The sequence below is a fragment of the Mesorhizobium sp. M0808 genome (assembly GCF_040320025.1).
Lineage (GTDB): Bacteria > Pseudomonadota > Alphaproteobacteria > Rhizobiales > Rhizobiaceae > Mesorhizobium.
This window is the reverse complement of the sequence record NZ_JAMYOX010000029.1, coordinates 1-17,852: the sequence shown is the minus strand read 5'-3', so window position 1 is coordinate 17,852 and position 17,852 is coordinate 1. Positions and strand designations below refer to the sequence as shown.

The 17,852-nt window shown below is 59.7% G+C and carries 16 protein-coding genes and 4 pseudogenes; 14 read left to right on the top strand and 6 right to left on the bottom strand.

What is annotated here, in order from left to right:
- Positions 1-11: 11 nt before the first annotated feature.
- On the bottom strand, positions 12-293 hold the full coding sequence (locus NKI25_RS25855) for a metal-sensing transcriptional repressor (protein WP_352623682.1): 282 nt from the start codon (positions 291-293) through the stop codon (positions 12-14).
- 506 nt (positions 294-799) lie between these two features.
- Positions 800-1,870 (bottom strand): NAD/NADP octopine/nopaline dehydrogenase family protein, encoded by a 1,071-nt coding sequence (locus NKI25_RS25850; protein WP_352623680.1) that lies wholly within the window; start codon positions 1,868-1,870, stop codon positions 800-802.
- A 200-nt stretch (positions 1,871-2,070) separates the two neighbouring features.
- Here NKI25_RS25850 and NKI25_RS25845 point away from each other — a divergent pair, with 200 nt between their 5' ends.
- The 13 genes and pseudogenes from NKI25_RS25845 to NKI25_RS36530 form a co-directional block, all read left to right on the top strand.
- Positions 2,071-3,084, top strand: coding sequence for a LysR family transcriptional regulator (locus NKI25_RS25845; protein ID WP_352623679.1), 1,014 nt, complete (start codon positions 2,071-2,073; stop codon positions 3,082-3,084).
- Positions 3,081-4,541: an NAD(P)-binding domain-containing protein gene (locus tag NKI25_RS25840; protein WP_352708054.1), complete on the top strand. Its 1,461-nt coding sequence runs from the start codon at positions 3,081-3,083 to the stop codon at positions 4,539-4,541. The genes NKI25_RS25845 and NKI25_RS25840 overlap by 4 nt, the downstream gene beginning before the upstream one ends.
- Positions 4,538-5,020, top strand: a complete 483-nt coding sequence (locus tag NKI25_RS25835) for a CMD domain-containing protein (RefSeq protein WP_352623676.1) — start codon at positions 4,538-4,540, stop codon at positions 5,018-5,020. Before NKI25_RS25840 ends, NKI25_RS25835 begins: the two co-directional genes overlap by 4 nt.
- The gene (locus NKI25_RS25830) at positions 5,017-5,580 is read left to right on the top strand and encodes a peroxidase-related enzyme (RefSeq protein WP_352623674.1); all 564 of its coding nucleotides are present in this window, start codon (positions 5,017-5,019) and stop codon (positions 5,578-5,580) included. Before NKI25_RS25835 ends, NKI25_RS25830 begins: the two co-directional genes overlap by 4 nt.
- A gap of 54 nt (positions 5,581-5,634) precedes the next feature.
- Positions 5,635-6,375: an amino acid ABC transporter ATP-binding protein gene (locus NKI25_RS25825; RefSeq protein WP_352623672.1), complete on the top strand. Its 741-nt coding sequence runs from the start codon at positions 5,635-5,637 to the stop codon at positions 6,373-6,375.
- 24 nt (positions 6,376-6,399) lie between these two features.
- Positions 6,400-7,227: a transporter substrate-binding domain-containing protein gene (locus tag NKI25_RS25820; protein WP_352623670.1), complete on the top strand. Its 828-nt coding sequence runs from the start codon at positions 6,400-6,402 to the stop codon at positions 7,225-7,227.
- A gap of 69 nt (positions 7,228-7,296) precedes the next feature.
- The gene (locus NKI25_RS25815) at positions 7,297-8,013 is read left to right on the top strand and encodes an amino acid ABC transporter permease (RefSeq protein ID WP_352623668.1); all 717 of its coding nucleotides are present in this window, start codon (positions 7,297-7,299) and stop codon (positions 8,011-8,013) included.
- Positions 8,014-8,031: 18 nt separating this feature from the next.
- Positions 8,032-8,724, top strand: coding sequence for an amino acid ABC transporter permease (locus tag NKI25_RS25810; RefSeq protein ID WP_352623666.1), 693 nt, complete (start codon positions 8,032-8,034; stop codon positions 8,722-8,724).
- Positions 8,725-9,619: 895 nt separating this feature from the next.
- Positions 9,620-9,802, top strand: coding sequence for a hypothetical protein (locus NKI25_RS25805; protein ID WP_352637940.1), 183 nt, complete (start codon positions 9,620-9,622; stop codon positions 9,800-9,802).
- 191 nt (positions 9,803-9,993) lie between these two features.
- The gene (locus tag NKI25_RS25800) at positions 9,994-10,440 is read left to right on the top strand and encodes a cupin domain-containing protein (RefSeq protein ID WP_352708057.1); all 447 of its coding nucleotides are present in this window, start codon (positions 9,994-9,996) and stop codon (positions 10,438-10,440) included.
- Between the two features lie 487 nt (positions 10,441-10,927).
- Positions 10,928-11,239, top strand: a pseudogene (locus NKI25_RS25795) (hypothetical protein); the annotation flags it as partial.
- A gap of 76 nt (positions 11,240-11,315) precedes the next feature.
- Positions 11,316-11,639, top strand: a complete 324-nt coding sequence (locus NKI25_RS25790) for a hypothetical protein (RefSeq protein WP_352623662.1) — start codon at positions 11,316-11,318, stop codon at positions 11,637-11,639.
- Positions 11,640-11,890: 251 nt separating this feature from the next.
- Positions 11,891-12,089, top strand: a pseudogene (locus NKI25_RS36530) (ISAs1 family transposase); the annotation flags it as partial.
- Positions 12,090-12,408: 319 nt separating this feature from the next.
- On the opposite strand, the gene NKI25_RS25785 reads toward NKI25_RS36530, so the two are convergent.
- Together NKI25_RS25785 and NKI25_RS25780 are read right to left on the bottom strand one after the other, a co-directional pair.
- Positions 12,409-13,044: an SGNH/GDSL hydrolase family protein gene (locus NKI25_RS25785; RefSeq protein ID WP_352999729.1), complete on the bottom strand. Its 636-nt coding sequence runs from the start codon at positions 13,042-13,044 to the stop codon at positions 12,409-12,411.
- A gap of 130 nt (positions 13,045-13,174) precedes the next feature.
- Positions 13,175-14,032: an alpha/beta fold hydrolase gene (locus NKI25_RS25780; RefSeq protein WP_352999727.1), complete on the bottom strand. Its 858-nt coding sequence runs from the start codon at positions 14,030-14,032 to the stop codon at positions 13,175-13,177.
- Between the two features lie 274 nt (positions 14,033-14,306).
- On the opposite strand from NKI25_RS25780, the pseudogene NKI25_RS25775 reads away from it, so the two are divergent.
- Positions 14,307-15,462 (top strand): annotated as a pseudogene (locus tag NKI25_RS25775) (IS110 family RNA-guided transposase).
- A 588-nt stretch (positions 15,463-16,050) separates the two neighbouring features.
- Here NKI25_RS25775 and NKI25_RS25770 read toward each other — a convergent pair.
- Both NKI25_RS25770 and NKI25_RS25765 read right to left on the bottom strand, forming a co-directional pair.
- Positions 16,051-17,242: pseudogene (locus NKI25_RS25770) on the bottom strand (IS91 family transposase).
- 2 nt (positions 17,243-17,244) lie between these two features.
- On the bottom strand, positions 17,245-17,852 hold a 608-nt coding region (locus NKI25_RS25765; RefSeq protein ID WP_352999726.1), incomplete at its 5' end, for a tyrosine-type recombinase/integrase.

Sequence of the window (17,852 nt, the reverse complement as noted above, 5' to 3'; positions counted from 1 at the left end):
AAATTCCTTGCTCAAAGATATTTGGTGATGTCCTTGAACTCGTCGATCGAGCGCCTCTGCTCACGCGGGAGCGGACCCACGACATCCTCTAGGCAGTGGTTGAGATGGTCCTGGATGAGCGTCTTCTTGGCTTGGCATATGGCCTTCTCGACGGCGTGAAGCTGCTGGGCGATATCGATGCAAGGTCGGCCCGTTTCGATCATCTCTATGACGCCTCGTAGATGGCCATCGGCGCGTTTCAGACGTTTGATAATATCGGGATGTGTCTCGTGGACATGGGGGGGTCTATTCATGAGAAGGTCCTATCCCCCTGGAGAGCATCGTGTCAACGACAGGAGGCGTATTCAGCCCGCCAATGTTGCTCCGCCTTCATCAGAGCCCGCGGCTATTTTTGGTTCCCAGCGCGGTCGGCGTCAGATATAATCGCAGGACTGACTTGATAGGCGTCCGGCGAGCATCCACTCTTCGTGAGAAGGTGCTTGAAAGTGCCAAGCAAGAGCGCACGAACTGGCCGCACTTGTAGCAACCAACGAACTTGGCAGGAAGGCCCGACTGAAGTGCTAAGATTTCAAAAAAGTTGGTCCGGCCTACGAGTGATATTCAGGGACAACGCGAGCTATTTGAATTTTTTGCTCGCGGCTTCCTTGAGTAGGCCCTCATATCCAAGGCTGCTCGCTGAAACTGTAACCGCCAGTAGCGGCTCGATCGGCCTCTGGCGTCGGCGACCGTCCGCCTGACTCCCCCTTGAACCCTACCTCGTGCCCGCACCTGCCCGAGTCGGCTGAGCATTTTGCGACCATTAGAATCCCTCACGCGAAAGGTTCGCGAGGTCCACGTCTGACAACCCTTCGATTCCCAAAGCAGGAAGAATATCATTATCTGCCTTGAGATCGCGACCATAAGCCGCCGACAATATGGAAACTCCAGACTCGTGGAGTATCGCCGGTTTCCCCGTTATCTTCCCCAGTAGTACGGTCGGCAGCAGTCCGAACGGAACATCCTCGAGAATATAGCGGCTTTCGATGGTTGTCGGGCCAAAGCCGCCACGGCCCTGGCGGTCCATCTCCTGGTTCATCTCCGAAACGGTTCCCAGCGGGACATGGAACGACAATGAAAAATGCTCTTTGACGGTACGAACCGCGATACCAAAATGGCTGGCGATGGCGAGCCGTTCGGCATCCAGAGCCTCGATAAGGCGGCCCACGGCAGGGGTGACGTTTCCCCCCTGGCTCCATTGCTCGGCCTTTTCCATGCGTGTCAGATTAAGAAGCGCAATTCCTAGATGATTTTGCGGATTGAGGTTGCTGAGCGCGATCGCAAGCATACCGTCGCGCTTGACGAAACGATCGCCGAACAAGGTCGCGCAAAGCTCGTGTCCTTGATCCTGATAACTGAAAGGCAGCGTCGCAACGTCAAGCTTCTGGCGAATGGTGGTGACATGGACTTCGGTTGGTCCGAGTTGGCGGCCGGTCAGTAGTGTTGTGCCCCAAACGACGATCGGCAACCTGACCTTGCGCTCCGCCAACCGCTTGGAGAGATAAAGCGCCGAGAACGAACAATGCGAACTGATGATGACCGGGATTCCATCAATGAGATGGGGGACGGCGGCATCCATCACCATCTTGTGGCCGTAAGCCGGAAGCGCAATCATCACCACGTCCGCGTTGGCGACGGCATCCTTACAATCCCTGGCAATGCGCATCGGTGCCGTCGCCGCGATGTCCCCCGTCGCTTTTAACAATTCGCCGCCAGCTAAAGCCCTGGTGCGCAGTCCCGACGGTGACCAAAGCATTGGCGAATGTCCTGATCCTGCCAAATAGGCGGCAAGGCCATAACCAATTGCTCCGGCGCCCAGAATACTCACGCGCATAATATTCCTCCTGTTGCAGGCTTTGTGGTTCGAGAATCCTTGCCGTCGTCACACATGAAAGTTTTCATCAGGAGGTTCCGCAGGCCGGAGTCGCGTCTGACGTCCTCGGCCGCTTCCCGATCGGGTTCCGGCTCTGAAGCCGGCCAAATGCACAAAGCCGTAACGAACATTAGTTTCCGCTTGACATATATCAAAAACGAATGAGACGATGTCAATCATACGGATTGCGCATGAAGGAGACCATGGAAACCCGAGACCTTCAGACGTTCCTTGCGGTTGCCGCCAGCGGCAGCATCACCAAGGCGGCTGACATGCTCGGGCGGTCCCAGCCTGCGGTGACACGCACCATTCAGGATCTCGAGGCCGAGCTTGGCTTCGAATTGCTGCATCGGATCGGTCGACGGGTGCAGTTGTCTGAAGAGGGAGTGGCCTTCGAGGAAGAAGCGCGACGCCTGCTGATGTCCTTCACCGAACTCGCAGCACGTGCCAAGATGATCGCCGCCGGCAGGGGGCGAATCCTGCAGATTGTCACAACCTCTGCGATCGGCACCGGCTTGATCCCGACGGCGCTGGCTGAGCTCCAGGGTGCGGAGCTTCCGCACGAGACGCATCTCGGGCAGTTTCTTCCCTCGATCGTCGCCCAGGAAGTGCGCAGCGGACGCGCCGAAATCGGATTTTCAAGCCTGCCGCTCGATACGCCCGGTCTGGATGTCCTGCGGCTCTATTCGGCGCCTGATGTCGCTGCCGTGCGGGAGGACGATCCGCTGGCTGAACTTGACGTGGTTCCGCTTTCGGGTTTTGCCGGGCGCCGCGTCGCCACGCTGCTCAATCCGCTGCGTTTTCAGTTGCACGTCGCTAAAGCGCTGGCGGCTCGCGGCATCGACACCGGCCCAGTGATCCGGACCAATACTGCCTATGGTGCGTTGCAGATCGTGCGTCAGACTGGGGTTGCCGCTGTCATCGATCCCCTCACGGCATACGGCGTGCCCCTGCCCGGTGTCGTTATTCGCCCTCTCGACGTAACCGTTCTCTTTTATTGGGGCGTTGTGGCTGCCGCAAACCGTCCCCTTCGCCCAGTTGCGCAGGCGTTGATGGATGCGGTCGAAGCGGTGGCTGAACGGTCAATTGCCGGTTTCAGGAAACTCGATCCAGCTTTGGCCGGCCAATTGGTCACCGATCCTGCATCGGGCACAAATCACGGAACGGGAATATGAAGCATACTCCCACTCCTGCAGGCCTTGCTGCACTGGAAGCACAGCTTGCGCAAGATCTCGACTATCTCGAGTTGCCCGCCAAGCCCTGGGTCCCACAGCGCTTGCATGACGGCGTCCCGGTCCGTGACGTGGTTGTCATTGGCGCCGGCATGTGCGGACTTGCTGCCACCGCAAAGCTGGTACTAACCGGAATCACCAATGTCGTCGCCTACGATGCTGCTCCGACCGGGCTCGAAGGGCCATGGGTAACGTTTGCCCGCATGCAAACGCTCCGGTCGCCGAAGACCCTGCACGGTCCGTCGCTCGGGCTGCCGCAATTAACCTTCCGCGCCTGGTTCACGGCGCAATGGGGCGTTGAGGCCTGGCGGTCGCTGGACAAAATCCCCAAGGGCCAGTGGATGAATTACCTGGTCTGGTACCGCAAGGTTCTCGGTCTGCCAGTGCGCAACAGCGTGCGCATGACCGGCCTCGCACCCGTTGGAGATCTGATTGCGATCGATATCGAGGGCGCGGAAACCGGCCGGGTTCTCACCCGTCGTCTCGTTCTGGCGACCGGTCGGTCCGGTCTGGGCGGTTTTGCCGTTCCCGATTTCCTCAAGGGCATCGATCGCGCCCATTGGGCTCATTCTGCCGACGACATCGATTTCGACTCGCTGAAAGGTAGGCACGTGGCCGTCATCGGCGCCGGTGCCTCTTCCATGGACAATGCCGCAACAGCCCTCGAGGGTGGCGCCGGCTCAGTCGACATGTTGATCCGCCGCAAGGAAATGCCGCGCATCAACAAGCTGACCGGCATCGGCAGCCAGGGCGTTGTACATGGCATCTATCACCTGCCCGATGCCTGGAAGTGGAAGTTCTTCGACTACACCGCCTCGGCCCAGACACCGCCGCCGCGTTCATCGACGCTCCGCGTGTCTCGCCACCCGAATGCGCGGTTCTTTCTCGACTGTGGCATAGTCGCGGTAAAGGAAGATGCCGGAGGCCTTCTGGTCGAAACCACACAAGGGCCGATGCGCTACGATTTCATGATCGCGGCAACCGGATTTTCAAACGACTTCAACGGCCGCCCGGAATTTGCAGCACTCGCGCCACGTATCCGCACTTGGTCGGATGGGCGATATACGCCCGATATGGGGCCGCCGCGCGCAGGTATGTCGGACGCGCCCGATCTCGGTCCTGCCTTCGAATTTCGCGAACGCGTCCCCGGCTCCTGCCCGATGCTAGCACATATCCACTGCTTCAACGACGCCGCCATGCTGACCCACGGCAAGGTCTCCGGCGATATCCCGGCCGTCAGTGCCGGTGCCGACCGTCTGGTCCGCGGCATTGCCGCGTCGCTGTTTGCCGAAGATGTCGAAACCCACTTCGCCAATCTGATCGCCTACGACACGCCCGAGCTTCTGGGCGACGAGTGGGTCGATTCAACACCCTTGCTACATAAGGAGGCCGCGCTGTGATCGACGCCATGGACAAGGCCGCGGGGATTTCCCCGGACGATGCTCTTTTCACCGCGCGGCGGTTTCGGGCCGAATTCGTGCAAGGGGCCGAGGAATGTCGCCTCTCCGTCCTGCAGCCGGCAAACGATCAGGGGCTGGCCCCGAACCTGCGGGTTGCTCTGGCCCGTCGTATGGCGGCTCTGAATGATGATCCCGTCCTAATGGCCGAATATGATGTGCAACTGGCCCAGCTTGGTCCGACGGAGCCGCTTCTGGCCTTGGCTCGGGGGGAAACGGATTTGAATGAACCCCTGGCGACCATCGTCCGTCATGTTGACCTGATCACCCTTACGCCGAAAAAGGCGGAGGCGAACCACATCGCCCTCCTCGCTGCGGCCGGACTGAACAATCCTCAGATCGTCGCGCTCTCCGAACTGATTGCTTTCGTAAACTTCCAGACGCGGGTTGCGACGGGCCTGCGATTGTTGAGGTCGGCATGATTTCCTCGGTGCGCCTAAAACCGCTCAATTGGCATCCCTACATCGCACCGGTCGAGCTCTCCGAGGCCACGCCGGAACAGCTCGAAGCGATGAAGGTCACGCCATCGGCCAAGAAAGTTTCGGAGTATGTGCGCACCCTTGTGCATGATCCCGAGAGCTATCTTGCCCGCACCGTCTTGTTCAACGCGATCATGTATGTCGAAGGCGGGCTTGCCCGTCCCGACCGCGAACTTGGCGCATTGGGTGCCTCGATCGTCAATGGCTGCAAATTCTGCGCCGTTGTTCACGCCCGCCGCCATGCAGAGCTGACCAAGAGCGATGACGTGGTCACCGCGCTGTACCTCGACAAACCGGAAGCGCTCGGGCCACGCGATGCGGCAATCTACAGCTTTGCCCGCCGTCTGTCGGCGGCACCGTCGGAAGCAACGGTAGACGACATCGCCTCGCTGCGATCCGTCGGCATGGATGACGCCGAGATCATCGACCTGATCCACGCCATATCGATCTTCGGCTGGGCAAACCGGCTGATGCACGTTCTCGGCCACGCGGAGAGCGGATGATGATGACCCACATGTCAAGGCAGTCCGTCCCACACTCTGAAGGGCTAACCAGAAATGCTTGAACTCAAAGATATAAGGCTGTCCTACGGAAGCACGCAGGTCCTGAACGGCGTCAATCTCTCGGTAAAGCGGGGTGACGTGGTGTCGATCATAGGCCCCAGCGGCACCGGCAAGACCACGCTGCTGAAATGCATCAACTACCTGGCCAAGCCGTCGTCAGGAACCATCGCGTTCGATCAGATTCGGATGGATTACCAGCGCGCCGACAAGACAGCTGTCCAGGCGATCCGGCTCCGGACAGCGATGGTCTTTCAGCAATTCAATGTCTTCAAGAACATGACGGTCCTCCAGAACGTGATGGATCCGCTGGTCGTCGTGCAGCGCAAGTCCACGGACGAGGCGCGTGAAGTCGCGCTGCGAGAGCTTGAAAGGGTCGGCCTCTCAGCGAAGCGGGACAGCTATCCGTCCCAGCTGTCGGGCGGCCAGCTCCAACGCACCGGAATCGCGCGTGCGCTGGCGGTTCGTCCCGACGTAATGCTCTTCGATGAGCCTACGTCATCGCTGGATCCTGAACTCGTCGGTGAAGTTCTGAAGGTGATCAAGGATGTCACGTCGTCAGGGATCACTTCGCTGCTTGTGACCCACGAGATGCAATTCGCAAAGAACATCTCGAACCGGATCGTCTTCATGGATCGTGGCGTGATTGCCTCCGATGGCAGTCCAGCTGAGATCTTCGATGCGCCATCCAGCCCACGACTTGCTCAATTCCTGCAGTCCGAACTCGCATTTCAATAATCCAACAAGAAGGGAACCAAAGAAATGTCTGCAATCACATCCAGTTTTTCCCGTCGCGCTGCCCTGGCTGTTGCCGGCGGCATCGCAATTGCCCTTGCAACCGCAGGGATCAGCTATGGTCAGACCGTTCGCACGATCAAGATCGCGACGTCGGCGGAATCCAAGCCGCTGGCATGGGGCGCGATCGGCGTCGAGCCGCAAGGCTATGAGCCCGATCTTCTGAGAGCGATCAACGCAAAGCTGCCGCAGTATAAGTTCGAAATGGAAGGTGTTTCGGATATCGCGCAGGAAACCGGCCTCGCCACGGGCAAGTACGACATCGCCGTCGGTGGCTACTACAAGTCGCCTGAGCGCGCCAAGCAGTTCTTCATTCCGGAAAACCCCATGGGCGCCAGCCTGATGAAGATCTACAGCAAAAAAGGCAGCGGCATCAAGGAAATGAAGGACCTTGTCGGCAAGAGGATCGTTCCGACCACGGCCGGCGGTGGAACATACAAGTTTATTATGAACTGGCAAAAAGAAAATCCAAAATACAAGCTTGATGTTACGGCATCGAGCGCCGGTATTCCCTATCCGAACCGACTGGACGAAGTTCAGAACGGTAAATTCGACGCGCTTGTTCTGCCTTCGAATCTCGGTGAGCAGACCGTCATCGAGGAAAAGAAGCTCGATATTGTGGCGTCCGATCCGGTCTTCAGCAACAACACCTACATGCTGATTCACAGGTCGGACGAAAACAAGGTTTTAGCCGACGACGTGAACAAGGTTCTCAAGGAATTAAAAGACGATGGCACGATCGAAAAGCTCTCGCAGAAATGGTTCGGCGAGGACATCGTCAAATACATGAAGTAACAGGACCTTTCCCCAACCTTGTAGCGATAGCCAGCGGTAAGGCTGAATTGAAAGAAGGAGCGTTTCAAAGTGGATGTTTCTGCTATGATTCCCGAGCTGCTCTCGGCGTTGCCGCTGACGCTCGCCATCACCTTTACGGCCATGGTCGTCGGCTTTTGCTTGGCTCTCGTCGCGACAACACTCCGGGTTCGGAGGATACCGGTGATCAGTCACCTGACTGACCTCTACGTGTCCTATGCCCGGAGTGTTCCCGTCGTCCTGCAGTTGTTCGTCGCGTTCTACGGGCTGCCCTTGTTGGTGATCCTGTTCGGCGCCGAGGATTTTATTTCTGCAACGATCGCTGCGATGGTGGGGCTGAGCCTCTATCATGGAGGGTATCTGTCGGAAGTCATGCGACCTGCATACCTGGCCGTCGATCGCGGCCAGCATGATGCGGCCGACAGTCTGGGATATACCTTCCGACAGAAGATCACCCGCGTAGTCGGACCGCAAGCGGTGCACTTCGCATTGCCGGGCTATGGAAACTCCATCATCTACCTGATCCATAACGTTGCGCTGGTCATGTACATCGGGGCTGCGGACGTGATGGCGACCGCGCACTTGATCATGGAGCGCGACTATAACCAGTACCAGTTCGAAACGTACCTCGTGCTGGCGGTTATCTATTCGCTGATGTGCCTTGTCGCGTGGCTCGTCGTGCGCTTCTTCGAGCTCCGCTCACCGATGCAAGCGCCAGAGACGACGACAACAGCTCAGATCAAGAACGCGGCCGTCGCGAGCGTGTGACGTAGGGGTAATCCGACCATGTTTGATACCGATATTATGCTCCAGGACTCGCAGGAAATTCTGGGCGCCGTACCCGTGACGCTCGGCATGGCTTTCACGATTTTCATCCTGTCCACGATTGTCGGCAGCCTTTTTGCGCTCGTCGAACATAGGCGGATCCCCGTGCTGCGAGAGCTCATCATGGCCTACAAGGTCGTCTTCAAGGGCGTTCCGATGGTGATCGTGATTTTCCTCGCCTATTTCGGTCTGCCCCCAGCACTCCAGTTCCTGCTCTCGTTGCTCGGGATCAACTTCAACGCCCACGAAACGCCCAACTGGGTAATCCTTGTCATTGCAGTCACCGGTTGTGTTGCGGCGTTCCAAGCGGAGATCATCAAAGGAGCCCTCAACGCCTTCGATACCGGTCAGTCGGACGCCGCCCATTCGCTGGGGTATACAAGCGGCCAACTGTTCCGACGGATCCTATTTCCCCAGGTGGCCCTCACCGCAATTCCAGACCTGACAACCTCGATGATGGTGATCATGAAGGCGCTTTCCCTCGGGTTCGCCATCGAGGTTGTCGACATCTTCGCCCAGTCCCAGTTGACCGCCGCGCTGAATTACTACTACCTCGAAGCGTTCGTGATTGCCGTCGTGATCTACATGGTGATTGCCTATATCGTCACACAGATCGCCGACAGACTGGAGCAAGCCCTTAGGGTGCGGACATGAACGAAGGCTCGTCGGCACCCTCGAAAAGCCCTTTCATGCTCGATAACGGCTCCGCCGCCCGTACAAATTTTTTCAGATGGCGCGCCACCAATGTGGCGGTTCAATTTCCGGTAATCGCCGGCGGCGTCAGGCACGAGAGACAGTTCCTCAGCTAGAGAAGGTGGGATGTCGGTTCCTCTCCCTCCGGGGTCCCAGTGGCCATCACTAGACATTTTGAGATTTGCGGTTCGAGCCGCTTCATCGGCATGAGCGGTCACGGAGTACATCATCATGGCAAATCAACACAGCCAGCATCCTCGCCCCTCGTTCGGTCGAAAGCTGGGTGGAACAATCAGGGTGCGCAACTTGTCATCACTGATATTGCCGCTTCACCCCAGCTTTGAGCGTGCGCCCTTCGGCCTATGCGTGGTTCACCGTTTTTTTACTTTATATTAGCGTACATTCATAAACGGACATGTTGGTGTAGCTTGTACCTGCCCAAAGCCCCGGCGCAACGACCCAGCGCCGGGGCTTTTTTGTCCGCCTGGTAATCCGCGTGTTTGGGCGGCACCGCGGTGCGAAGCGCGAGTGCGGAGGAACTTGCTGGCACTCCGCCAATTATCTGCATGTCCCAAACAGCACAAGTCGAACCGCCCCTTCTCTCCCAGGACAGCCCGGACAGGAGCGTGAACTGCGCAGTCGCCCTCGAAGGTGCGTACGCCGCTCTGGTGTCCTCTTGCATCGAGCAAGGCTGGACGGCTGAAGAGACTGCCACCGCACTTTTCAACCTCGCCAAGGAACGAGCCTAGCTGTGCGTGTTTCGGCATTTCGACGTCGCGGTGTCGGATTATTTGCATGCAAACCAGTTTTACGACGCTATCCTCCCATCCTCAACGGAAGATTCTGGGAGGAATGCATGGCTGCGCATGAGCAACATGCCGTTGAAATCATTAGGGACAAAGAGTGGTCGGTTCGCGTGACGGTCAACGGCACCACCACCACGGTCGCTTTTACATCTGAGAGCTACGCGCGTTCGTTTGCAGACGGTCAGGCGTTCCGACTGGGCGTTCAGGTCGCGGAGATCAAGAAGGCGGCCTAGCTGCGCGCTTGCCCAAAAGCCCCACAGCGATTGAACCTCGACTCACCAAAGCCAAATTAGCCGTTGCGCGGCAAGCGAATAGAAGCGCACGCCCCGGTGCTCGGGAAGCTATTCTTAACCGCGTCCGAAGCAACGGCTTTGGGTGTCTGATATCATGCAGTACGGTGACCACGTCAAACAACTTGTGGGGCATGATCAGCATGGGTCCGGTTATCGATTCTAACAATCTGCCTCGCTCCAAGGTTTGGGGTGAGAGCGACCCCGCTGTGCGTTGGCAGGGTGCCTTCGCCCGTTTTGGCGGGAACGGATCAACGGCTTCTTCGACAATTGTATATGAGATCGAGCCAGGGGGTCGCCTGGGCTGGCATACTGACGCCACTGAGGAAACCCAATACATAATTGCAGGCACCGGCCTGCTGTACTGCGAGGATGGTACCACTCACCCCGTCGCGCCCGGTAGCGTGTTTGTGTTGCCCACACCATTTCGCCACGATCTTGAGAATACCGGGACCGAAACGCTCCGCGCCGTGGCTTTCTTTGCGGCAGCGATGTTCACGCAGAGCTTCGACCAGGTGATGCTGCCGCCGAGAACCCACGTCCTTGGCACACCGAACCGCGACGGGCAGATCGCCTACTGAGAAGCAAGTCAGAAAAACACAAAGGGCGCCAGCGGCCCGAATGACCGGTAGCTTCGGCACTAAGAAATGGCCTTCGAGGGTCTGGACGCGGAGATGAAGGCCACCTTTGCTGCGCCCCGCTCAGCATAGTGCTCCGGCACTCGGAACGACGCGACGTCTCAAATGCTCAGGGCGAAAAAGGCGCATGATACGAACAGACCGAAGCTGCGGCTCTTCAATGAGGAGCCCCGACACTGTTCGTCACGCAGCCGTCCCGCCGCTCCCACCTGATCTCGACTAGGGCGGCGGAACGGACGGTGCCAGCCCTTGCCCTACAGGCCCGCACCTCTCCCATGCGCTCTGAACGGATCAAACCGAAGCGCCATAACATCTGAACATAGACCGATTGGGGAGATCCCAGGGAGCGGTATGCTGAGATCGTGGCGGGGTCGAGCGGGCCATAGCTGGGAACCTTACCTGGATTGCGATATTTGCCTGCTCCTAGCGCGTGCACGGGTTGAAGTTCGTTTTTCCAGCGAAGCCTGGAGCAATGCAGCGCGGAATCCCGACCGCTTTTGCGGCGCCCATCCTAAAGAACGTGCTAATAAGCGCTGGCACCTACATCTATGTGTGGCCTTATGCCAGCGGCCGCGACATGGGACAATCGGTGACGCCGATGTTTAAAAGCGTTCCTGAAGCCGTTCAAAGGGATGATCGGCTGTATGAGTATCTTGCCCTTGCGGACGCAATAAGACTCGGAAACCAGCGCGAGGCTGCCCTCGCGGCGGAGCGTCTTGCGGAAAGGCTCGCGCAGAAATGACCAGCATCCAAGGCCAGCTACTAGCAATGCTAAGGGCTGTCGCGGAAGCTCTAGGCGATGACCTGCGCAAGCTCTTGTGTTCGTCGGCGGATGTACGACCGCTCTTTTCATCACCGATGCCATCACGCTCGAGGATGTCAGGGCGACTGACGACGTCGACCTAATTGTCGATCTGGCCGGCTTTTCGGAATGGGCGCAGCTCCTGGAACGGCTTCGAGAGCGGGGTTTCTCGGAGTCACCCAACGACAGTGTCATTTGCCGAACGCATCTTGGCCGGATCAAAGTCGACTTCATGCCGGACGATCCCAAAATCCTCGGATTCAGCAATCGTTGGTATGAAGCGGGTATTGAGACGGCGGTCGATTGTCCGTTGGACGATAAGCTCATCTCCGTCGCCTGACACCGGCACTCTTCGTCGCGACGAAGCTGGAGGCATACCTTGGCAGAGGTGGAAAGGATCTGCTTTCTAGCCGGGATGCCGAGGACATACTCTTGATCGTCGACGGCCGAGAAGAGTTGGTTGCTGAGCTGGGAGGCGCGGAAGACGAGGTCCGTACTCGGCGACCAGTTCAAAGACATGCTTGCAGCCCCAGATTTCGACGACTTTCTGGAAGGCAATATCAGAGGGCCCCAAGGCCGGGTCGAGATTGTGCCATCGCCACCAACGCCTCGATCACTACCGCCATTCGCAATGCCAGCGCCGACTATCTGCTCGCCGTCAAGGCCAACCAGCCGACGCTGCGTACCGAGATCGAATGCTACTTCGATGCTGCCTCTGCCATTACCTCGACAGCGTGTCGATCTCGACAAGGCCCATGGCCGCATCGAGGAACGCACTGTCACCGTCTCGTCGTCTTTCAATGAGCGGGAATTGATAGCGCACGTTCGATGTGCAAGGCGACATTTCGTCGTCTGCCTCACGTCATGTAGCCAGTGCTCAGATAATGGACCACTCCCGTCCGTTTACGCAGAGGGGTAGAGGCAGGCACTCGTCCGTGAATACACCGGCCGCCCTTGGTTCGTCTCCGGATCGACCACGTGCACATGAAGCTGCGGCTCTAATCCTAAAGCCCCTGCTCGACGCGCCACAAAAGATAGTGACTGGTTGCCGTGCATCCAACCGGCCTTACCTGCGCGAGCGCTGCCTGATCAGACGAACGAGAAGCCGCTCAACCGGCGAAGACCTCCGACCGGCGCCGAGCAAAATCGTGTTCCGCCACGAGAGCCGCAATGGCTGTCGCGATCTTCGCGCCGCCACGAACGGAAGGTTCGATCGGATTGGCGAAGTCCGCATCCTCATTGCAGACCAGGCGCAGGTCAATGAGCGGCAAACCGCGGGAGAAGACCGACCGGGTGATGACGTCATTGAAGATCGTTGGGGCACTTGCGGCAATCCTGCGACGCTGCGGGTCGGGAAAGCGTGCCTCGTAGATCGTGCATATGGCCGTGGGCAGATCCCGGCTCAGCACCCCCTCGAGCATCCTCATGTAATCCTGCTCGAACTGCTCCCGGACATCGCTGATTCTGTCCAGAGCCTCGGCTACCGAACGAGCCGCCTGATCCAGAAGACCCGCATGACGAAGAGCATCATTGCCACCGACACTGACGACGAGATGGCTCGCATCCTGCGCGAGCCGTTCAAGCTGCCGCTCGACGCCGCTCGTGACAGCACCGTCGACGGCATTGAGAGTTGCACGCCACCCTTCGGGCAGGCGCTCCCGCAACTGCCACGCGACGTCAGGTCCGCCGGCAACATAAGCCGCGTTGTCGAAGATCGAATCCCCAAGAAGGACGACATGCGGCATGGGACGCTCCGTTGAGGCCTCTGCCTCTGATGCATCAGCGACGGAGGTAAGGTGGTAGGCTGTGATGGTGACGGCGAGCGTCGTCAACAGCTCGCGCCGGCTCGAACCGCCTGCAGAACCGTATCGCATCTCAGCCCTCCAGGAACGCCAGAAGCGCCGCATTCACCGCGTTGCTTTCTTCGCGTTGAACCCAATGCGTCCCCTCCTCGAAAGTCTGCAGGCGGCCATCGTCGCAAAGGGCGAGACTGCGCTTGGCCAGCCCGGATTCCAGAGTCTGGTCCTGCATCCCCCACATAACAAGAGTGGGCGTCGTGATCCGCTCCTTCAGGCTCGGGCGAAAGCGCAAGGCGCGATACCAGTTGAGCATGTTGGTCAGCGCCCCCGGCCGCTCCCAAGCCTGCCGATATTCTGCAATCTCCTCTTCTTCGAAGGCGCCTTCCCGGCTGGATGTCATGAGTGCTCGTGCGAGCAAGGCCGAGCGGCGCGCACCCAAAACGGCTTCGGGCAGCAAGGGGATCTGGAAGAAAACCACGTAACTGCTCCGCAGAAACTGCGTCGGAGATCGCAGGGCATGGGTAAACACCACCTCGGGATGTGGCGCATTCAGGATGACGAGCTTGTCCAGGCGATGAGGCAACTTTGCCCCGGCGGCCCAAGCGACGATGCCGCCCCAGTCATGGCCGACGAGGTGAAACCTTCCGATGCCGAGCGCGTCGGCCAGGGCGACGACATCGCCGAGGAGCTTGGGGAGCGTGTACTCGCGGATGCCCTCTGGCTTGTCGCTGGTGTTGTAGCCCCTCTGGTCGGGAACGATGACCCGATATCCGGCGGAAGCGAGCGTACCGATCTGCCGTCTCCAGCCGATCCAGAAGTCCGGGAAGCCGTGCAGGAGCATGACCGGCTTACCCCCGGCAGGCCCGGCCTGAACGACATGAAGCCGAATGCTTCCGGCGTTGACGAACTGATGTTCAGGCGCGAGTGAGATCATGGCTGGAAACGCGGGTGTCCTAAAACTGATCCAGCGCAATGAGGATTTAGATCAGGCTGCGTCGTCCCGACAACATGCACGCTCAGCCGTCGCATCCCCCCGGCAGATGGGCATGGGAGCCGAAGGTCCAAGTGGAGGCCGGGTAGCGGACTGTCCGGCTTGAAAGGCTCAAGGGCGGATAGCTGCCGATCGGCACTCGTGAAGATCCTATGGGGATGGAAGGCGACCAGCGCTCTGCCAGAGTGAAGTCGCTAAACATCACCTGGAGGTCAGCATGCAAGCCAACACCACCAAAGCCCCGGCCGCTATCCGCGTCGATCTTGCCGCAATATTTGTCTCGTTAGAACTGTCTCGTTAAAAATGGCTCGTGACTTCGCTTTCGCCAGGTGGAGGCGAGAGATTGTCGAGACACCTCGTGTCGGGGGGCGACATTCCGGGTTTGCTCGATCACTTCGCAGAGCTGCAACGAAAGGCGGAAGTGCGGACAGGGCAGCGTTTCCGGGTCATATCAATCCAGGAAGCTGTCTGGATGGATTCTGGATACATCGGGTCCTCGAACGCGAAGGCATCGAGAGTTAGTCGTGGACCCGGCATCCATTGCCACATCACGTCGCCGCCGGCGGGCCAAGACCGACAGGATTGATGGGGAAGCACTGGTTCGAGCGTTGTTGGCCTACAACCGCGGCGAGCCTCGGGTTTGCGCGATGTTGCGAGTGCCAACGCCGGAGGAGGAAGACCGTCGCCGGTTGGTGCGGGAGCGGAAGGCGCTGACGAACGAGCGGATCAGGCACGTCAACAGGATAAAGGGCCTTTTGTTCAGCCAAGGTGTGTCCGGATACGAACCGTTGAAAGGCGATCGACGCAGATGCCTCGACGCGCTCATTACCGGAGATGGGCGTCCACTGCCGCCAGCGCTCATGGCGCAGATCAGCCGCGAGCTTGATCGCATCGAGTTGCTGATCCAGCAGATCAAGGATGTTGAAGAGGCACGCGACGCCTTGCTCGTCGCGGCAGATGAGCCAACACCGGCCCTGCTGCTCAGCCTCAAGGGAATAGGTCCGGAGTTCGCGGCCGTCCTGTGGTCTGAGGGATTGTCGCGCAAATTTGACAATCGACGACAGGTTGCCGCCTACGCTGGTTTGGTGCCAACGCCCTGGCAAAGTGGGCAGATTAATTGCGAGCAGGGAGTCTCGAAGTCCGGCAATCCAAGGCTCCGGTCGACGCTTGTCCAGGTTGCGTGGCTCTGGGTTCGCCATCAACCCAATTCCGCACTCAGCCAGTGGTTCAGGGCGCGAGTCATCCAGAATGGTGGCCGGTACAAGAAGACGGCGATCATCGCCCTCGCTCGGAAACTGCTTGTTGCGCTGTGGAAATACGTGAACGCCGGAGTCGTTATAGAAGGAGCTCTCCTGACGAAACCATCAGCGTAGACGCTAATCGTTCTAATAATCTCCAGGACCGACCAGGGCCTGGCAGATCCTCGGTAGACGAACCGACGAAACTCATGGCCTCAAACAGCCGCCGTTGAAGAATGGTTTCGTCTCTTGGGTTCCGAATCCGCCGCAAGCGGGATCATGGAACAGGTGCATGCGCCCTGACCGAATATAAGGTGGACTGGGTTCGTTCGCGAACCGCGTCACGCTAACGGACCCATCGAATGGATCTACGGATTGCCGCGGAGGTACATGACAATGTCGACGTGATGCCGTTTGTAGTTGACCATCCCCATATAAGAGTTTCGGGCGCCGGCAGGCGTACGAAAGTCCCCGAGGAAGGAACCCGCGGGCCGCAGACGATGGCTATGGGGATTTCGGATTTCGGCAGATGTCGGCGATGGCGTGACCGCCGCGCTGGGGTGAATGCGGACAGACCGCTTCGTTGCGCCCTCGCGCGGTGTTGTCGGGACGGTGGGCGGCTGGGCGCGGCTCTGTCGGCGTCGATAATCACCATAGACGTGCGTCGATCCGTTGCCGGAGGCTGAGTGCCTGCAGCTGAAGGCTGAACCATTCCATGCCGGGTCATGGCGTACTGCTCCCGGTCGACGGGGAACCGTGTGGCGGTCCGCGCGGCTGCCTCCGTCGTTCGAACACCTCGATCACGATCATGCGGCCGCCACAGCAGGGGCATGGCGGGCGGAAGTTGTCCGGTTCGTCCGTGGTGTCATCGTCGGACGGTGCGGCGACGTTCAGGAGTTCACGAGCAAGCGCGAGGCTGGCCTTGCGAGCAGAGCCGGCAAGCAGGCCGTAGTGCCGGATGCGGTGGAAACCCTTTGGCAACACGTGGAGCACGAAGCGGCGGATGAACTCGTCGGTAGCGAGCGTCATGACCTGCTGCCGGTCGACGCCGTCGCGGCGATAGTCTTTGTAGCGGAAGGTGACGCCGCTCTCGTCGAGGCGGATGAGGCGGCTGTTCGAGATCGCGACCCGGTGCGTGTAGCGCGACAGGTAGGCGAGGACCGCCTCCGGCCCTGTGAACCCGCCTTGGCGTAGACCACCCATCGCTTACTGCGAACAGGATTGAGATGACGCAGAAAGGCGCGTCGGTCGGCTACATGGGCCATCGATCCGACGAAGGCGAGCCGGCCCGCGTCGTGAAGCGCGATCAGCCGGGTAAGGAACAGGCGGCGGAAGAGCTTGCTGAGCACGCGCACCGGAAGGAGGAAGGCCGGGCGCGACGATACCCAGCGCTTCCCGTCGAGCGCGATGCCGCCGCCCGGCACGATCATGTGCACGTGCGGATGGTGGGTCATCGCGGAGCCCCATGTGTGGAGGACGGCGGTGATGCCGATGCGCGTGCCAGATGCTTCGGATCGGTCGCGATCGTCAGCATCGTCTCCGATGCCGCACGGAACAGCAGGTCGTAGACCAGCGCTTTATTCTGGAAGGCAATATCGGCGACCTCTGCCGGCAGCGTGAACACGACATGGAAGTAGCCGACCGGCAGCAGGTCGGCTTCGCGCTCGGCAAGCCATGTACGTGCGGCCGCACCTTGGCACTTCGGACAATGCCGGTTGCGGCAGCTGTTGTAGGCGATGCGCCAATGCCCGCAGTCCTCGCAGGCTTCGACATGACCGCCCAGTACGGCGGTGCGATAATGCTCGATCGCCGACATGACCTTGAGTTGCTGCAGGCTCAGGTGCCCTGCATGGGCGGCCCGGTAGGCTGGCCCAGCAGCACGGAAAATGTCGGCGGCCTCGACAGAGGAGTGCACGCTCAGCTGTCGGGCGAGATCTCTGCCTCCTTGAACAGGCCGAGCTTGTCGAGCGGGCTCGTGACCGTGCGCACCGTGCGGGTCGCGACTTTGGTGTAGAAGGCGGTATTGTCGAGCTTGGCGTGCCCGAGCAGGATTTGGATCACCCGGATGTCGGTGCCGTCTTCGAGCAGGTGGGTGGCAAAGCTGTGGCGCAGCGTGTGCGGCCCGACCCGCTTGGCGATGTCGGCGGCCTGCGCTGCCTCGACGACCACGCGATAGAGCTGGCGGGTGCTGATGGGCTTCATCGCATGCTGCCCCGGAAACAGCCAGCCCTCGCGGTGCATCACCCCCTGCTGGCGTCCGACCTTCCACCACTGGCGCAGCAACAAGAGCAGGTCTTGCGACAGTATGGCGTTCCGGTATCGCCCGCCCTTGCCGCGCTCGACACGTAGCAGCATGCGCTCGCTATCGACGTCGGCGACCTTCAGCGTCGACACCTCCGCCACGCGCAGGCCCGCGCCATAAGCGACCGACAGCGCGGCCTGGTGCTTGAGGCAGGTGGTGGCGTTGAGCAGCCGGGCAACCTCGTCGCGGCTCAGTACCACCGGCAGCTTGCGCGGGTGCGCCA

Excerpts from the sequence above, each read along its gene's own strand:
- NKI25_RS25855 (WP_352623682.1), bottom strand. The coding sequence starts at position 293 with ATGAATAGACCCCCCCATGTCCACGAGACACATCCCGATATTATCAAA.
- NKI25_RS25850 (WP_352623680.1), bottom strand. The coding sequence starts at position 1,870 with ATGCGCGTGAGTATTCTGGGCGCCGGAGCAATTGGTTATGGCCTTGCC.
- NKI25_RS25845 (WP_352623679.1), top strand. The coding sequence starts at position 2,071 with ATGAGACGATGTCAATCATACGGATTGCGCATGAAGGAGACCATGGAA.
- NKI25_RS25840 (WP_352708054.1), top strand. The coding sequence starts at position 3,081 with ATGAAGCATACTCCCACTCCTGCAGGCCTTGCTGCACTGGAAGCACAG.
- NKI25_RS25830 (WP_352623674.1), top strand. The coding sequence starts at position 5,017 with ATGATTTCCTCGGTGCGCCTAAAACCGCTCAATTGGCATCCCTACATC.
- NKI25_RS25825 (WP_352623672.1), top strand. The coding sequence starts at position 5,635 with ATGCTTGAACTCAAAGATATAAGGCTGTCCTACGGAAGCACGCAGGTC.
- NKI25_RS25820 (WP_352623670.1), top strand. The coding sequence starts at position 6,400 with ATGTCTGCAATCACATCCAGTTTTTCCCGTCGCGCTGCCCTGGCTGTT.
- NKI25_RS25810 (WP_352623666.1), top strand. The coding sequence starts at position 8,032 with ATGTTTGATACCGATATTATGCTCCAGGACTCGCAGGAAATTCTGGGC.
- NKI25_RS25805 (WP_352637940.1), top strand. The coding sequence starts at position 9,620 with ATGGCTGCGCATGAGCAACATGCCGTTGAAATCATTAGGGACAAAGAG.
- NKI25_RS25800 (WP_352708057.1), top strand. The coding sequence starts at position 9,994 with ATGATCAGCATGGGTCCGGTTATCGATTCTAACAATCTGCCTCGCTCC.
- NKI25_RS25785 (WP_352999729.1), bottom strand. The coding sequence starts at position 13,044 with ATGCCGCATGTCGTCCTTCTTGGGGATTCGATCTTCGACAACGCGGCT.
- NKI25_RS25780 (WP_352999727.1), bottom strand. The coding sequence starts at position 14,032 with ATGATCTCACTCGCGCCTGAACATCAGTTCGTCAACGCCGGAAGCATT.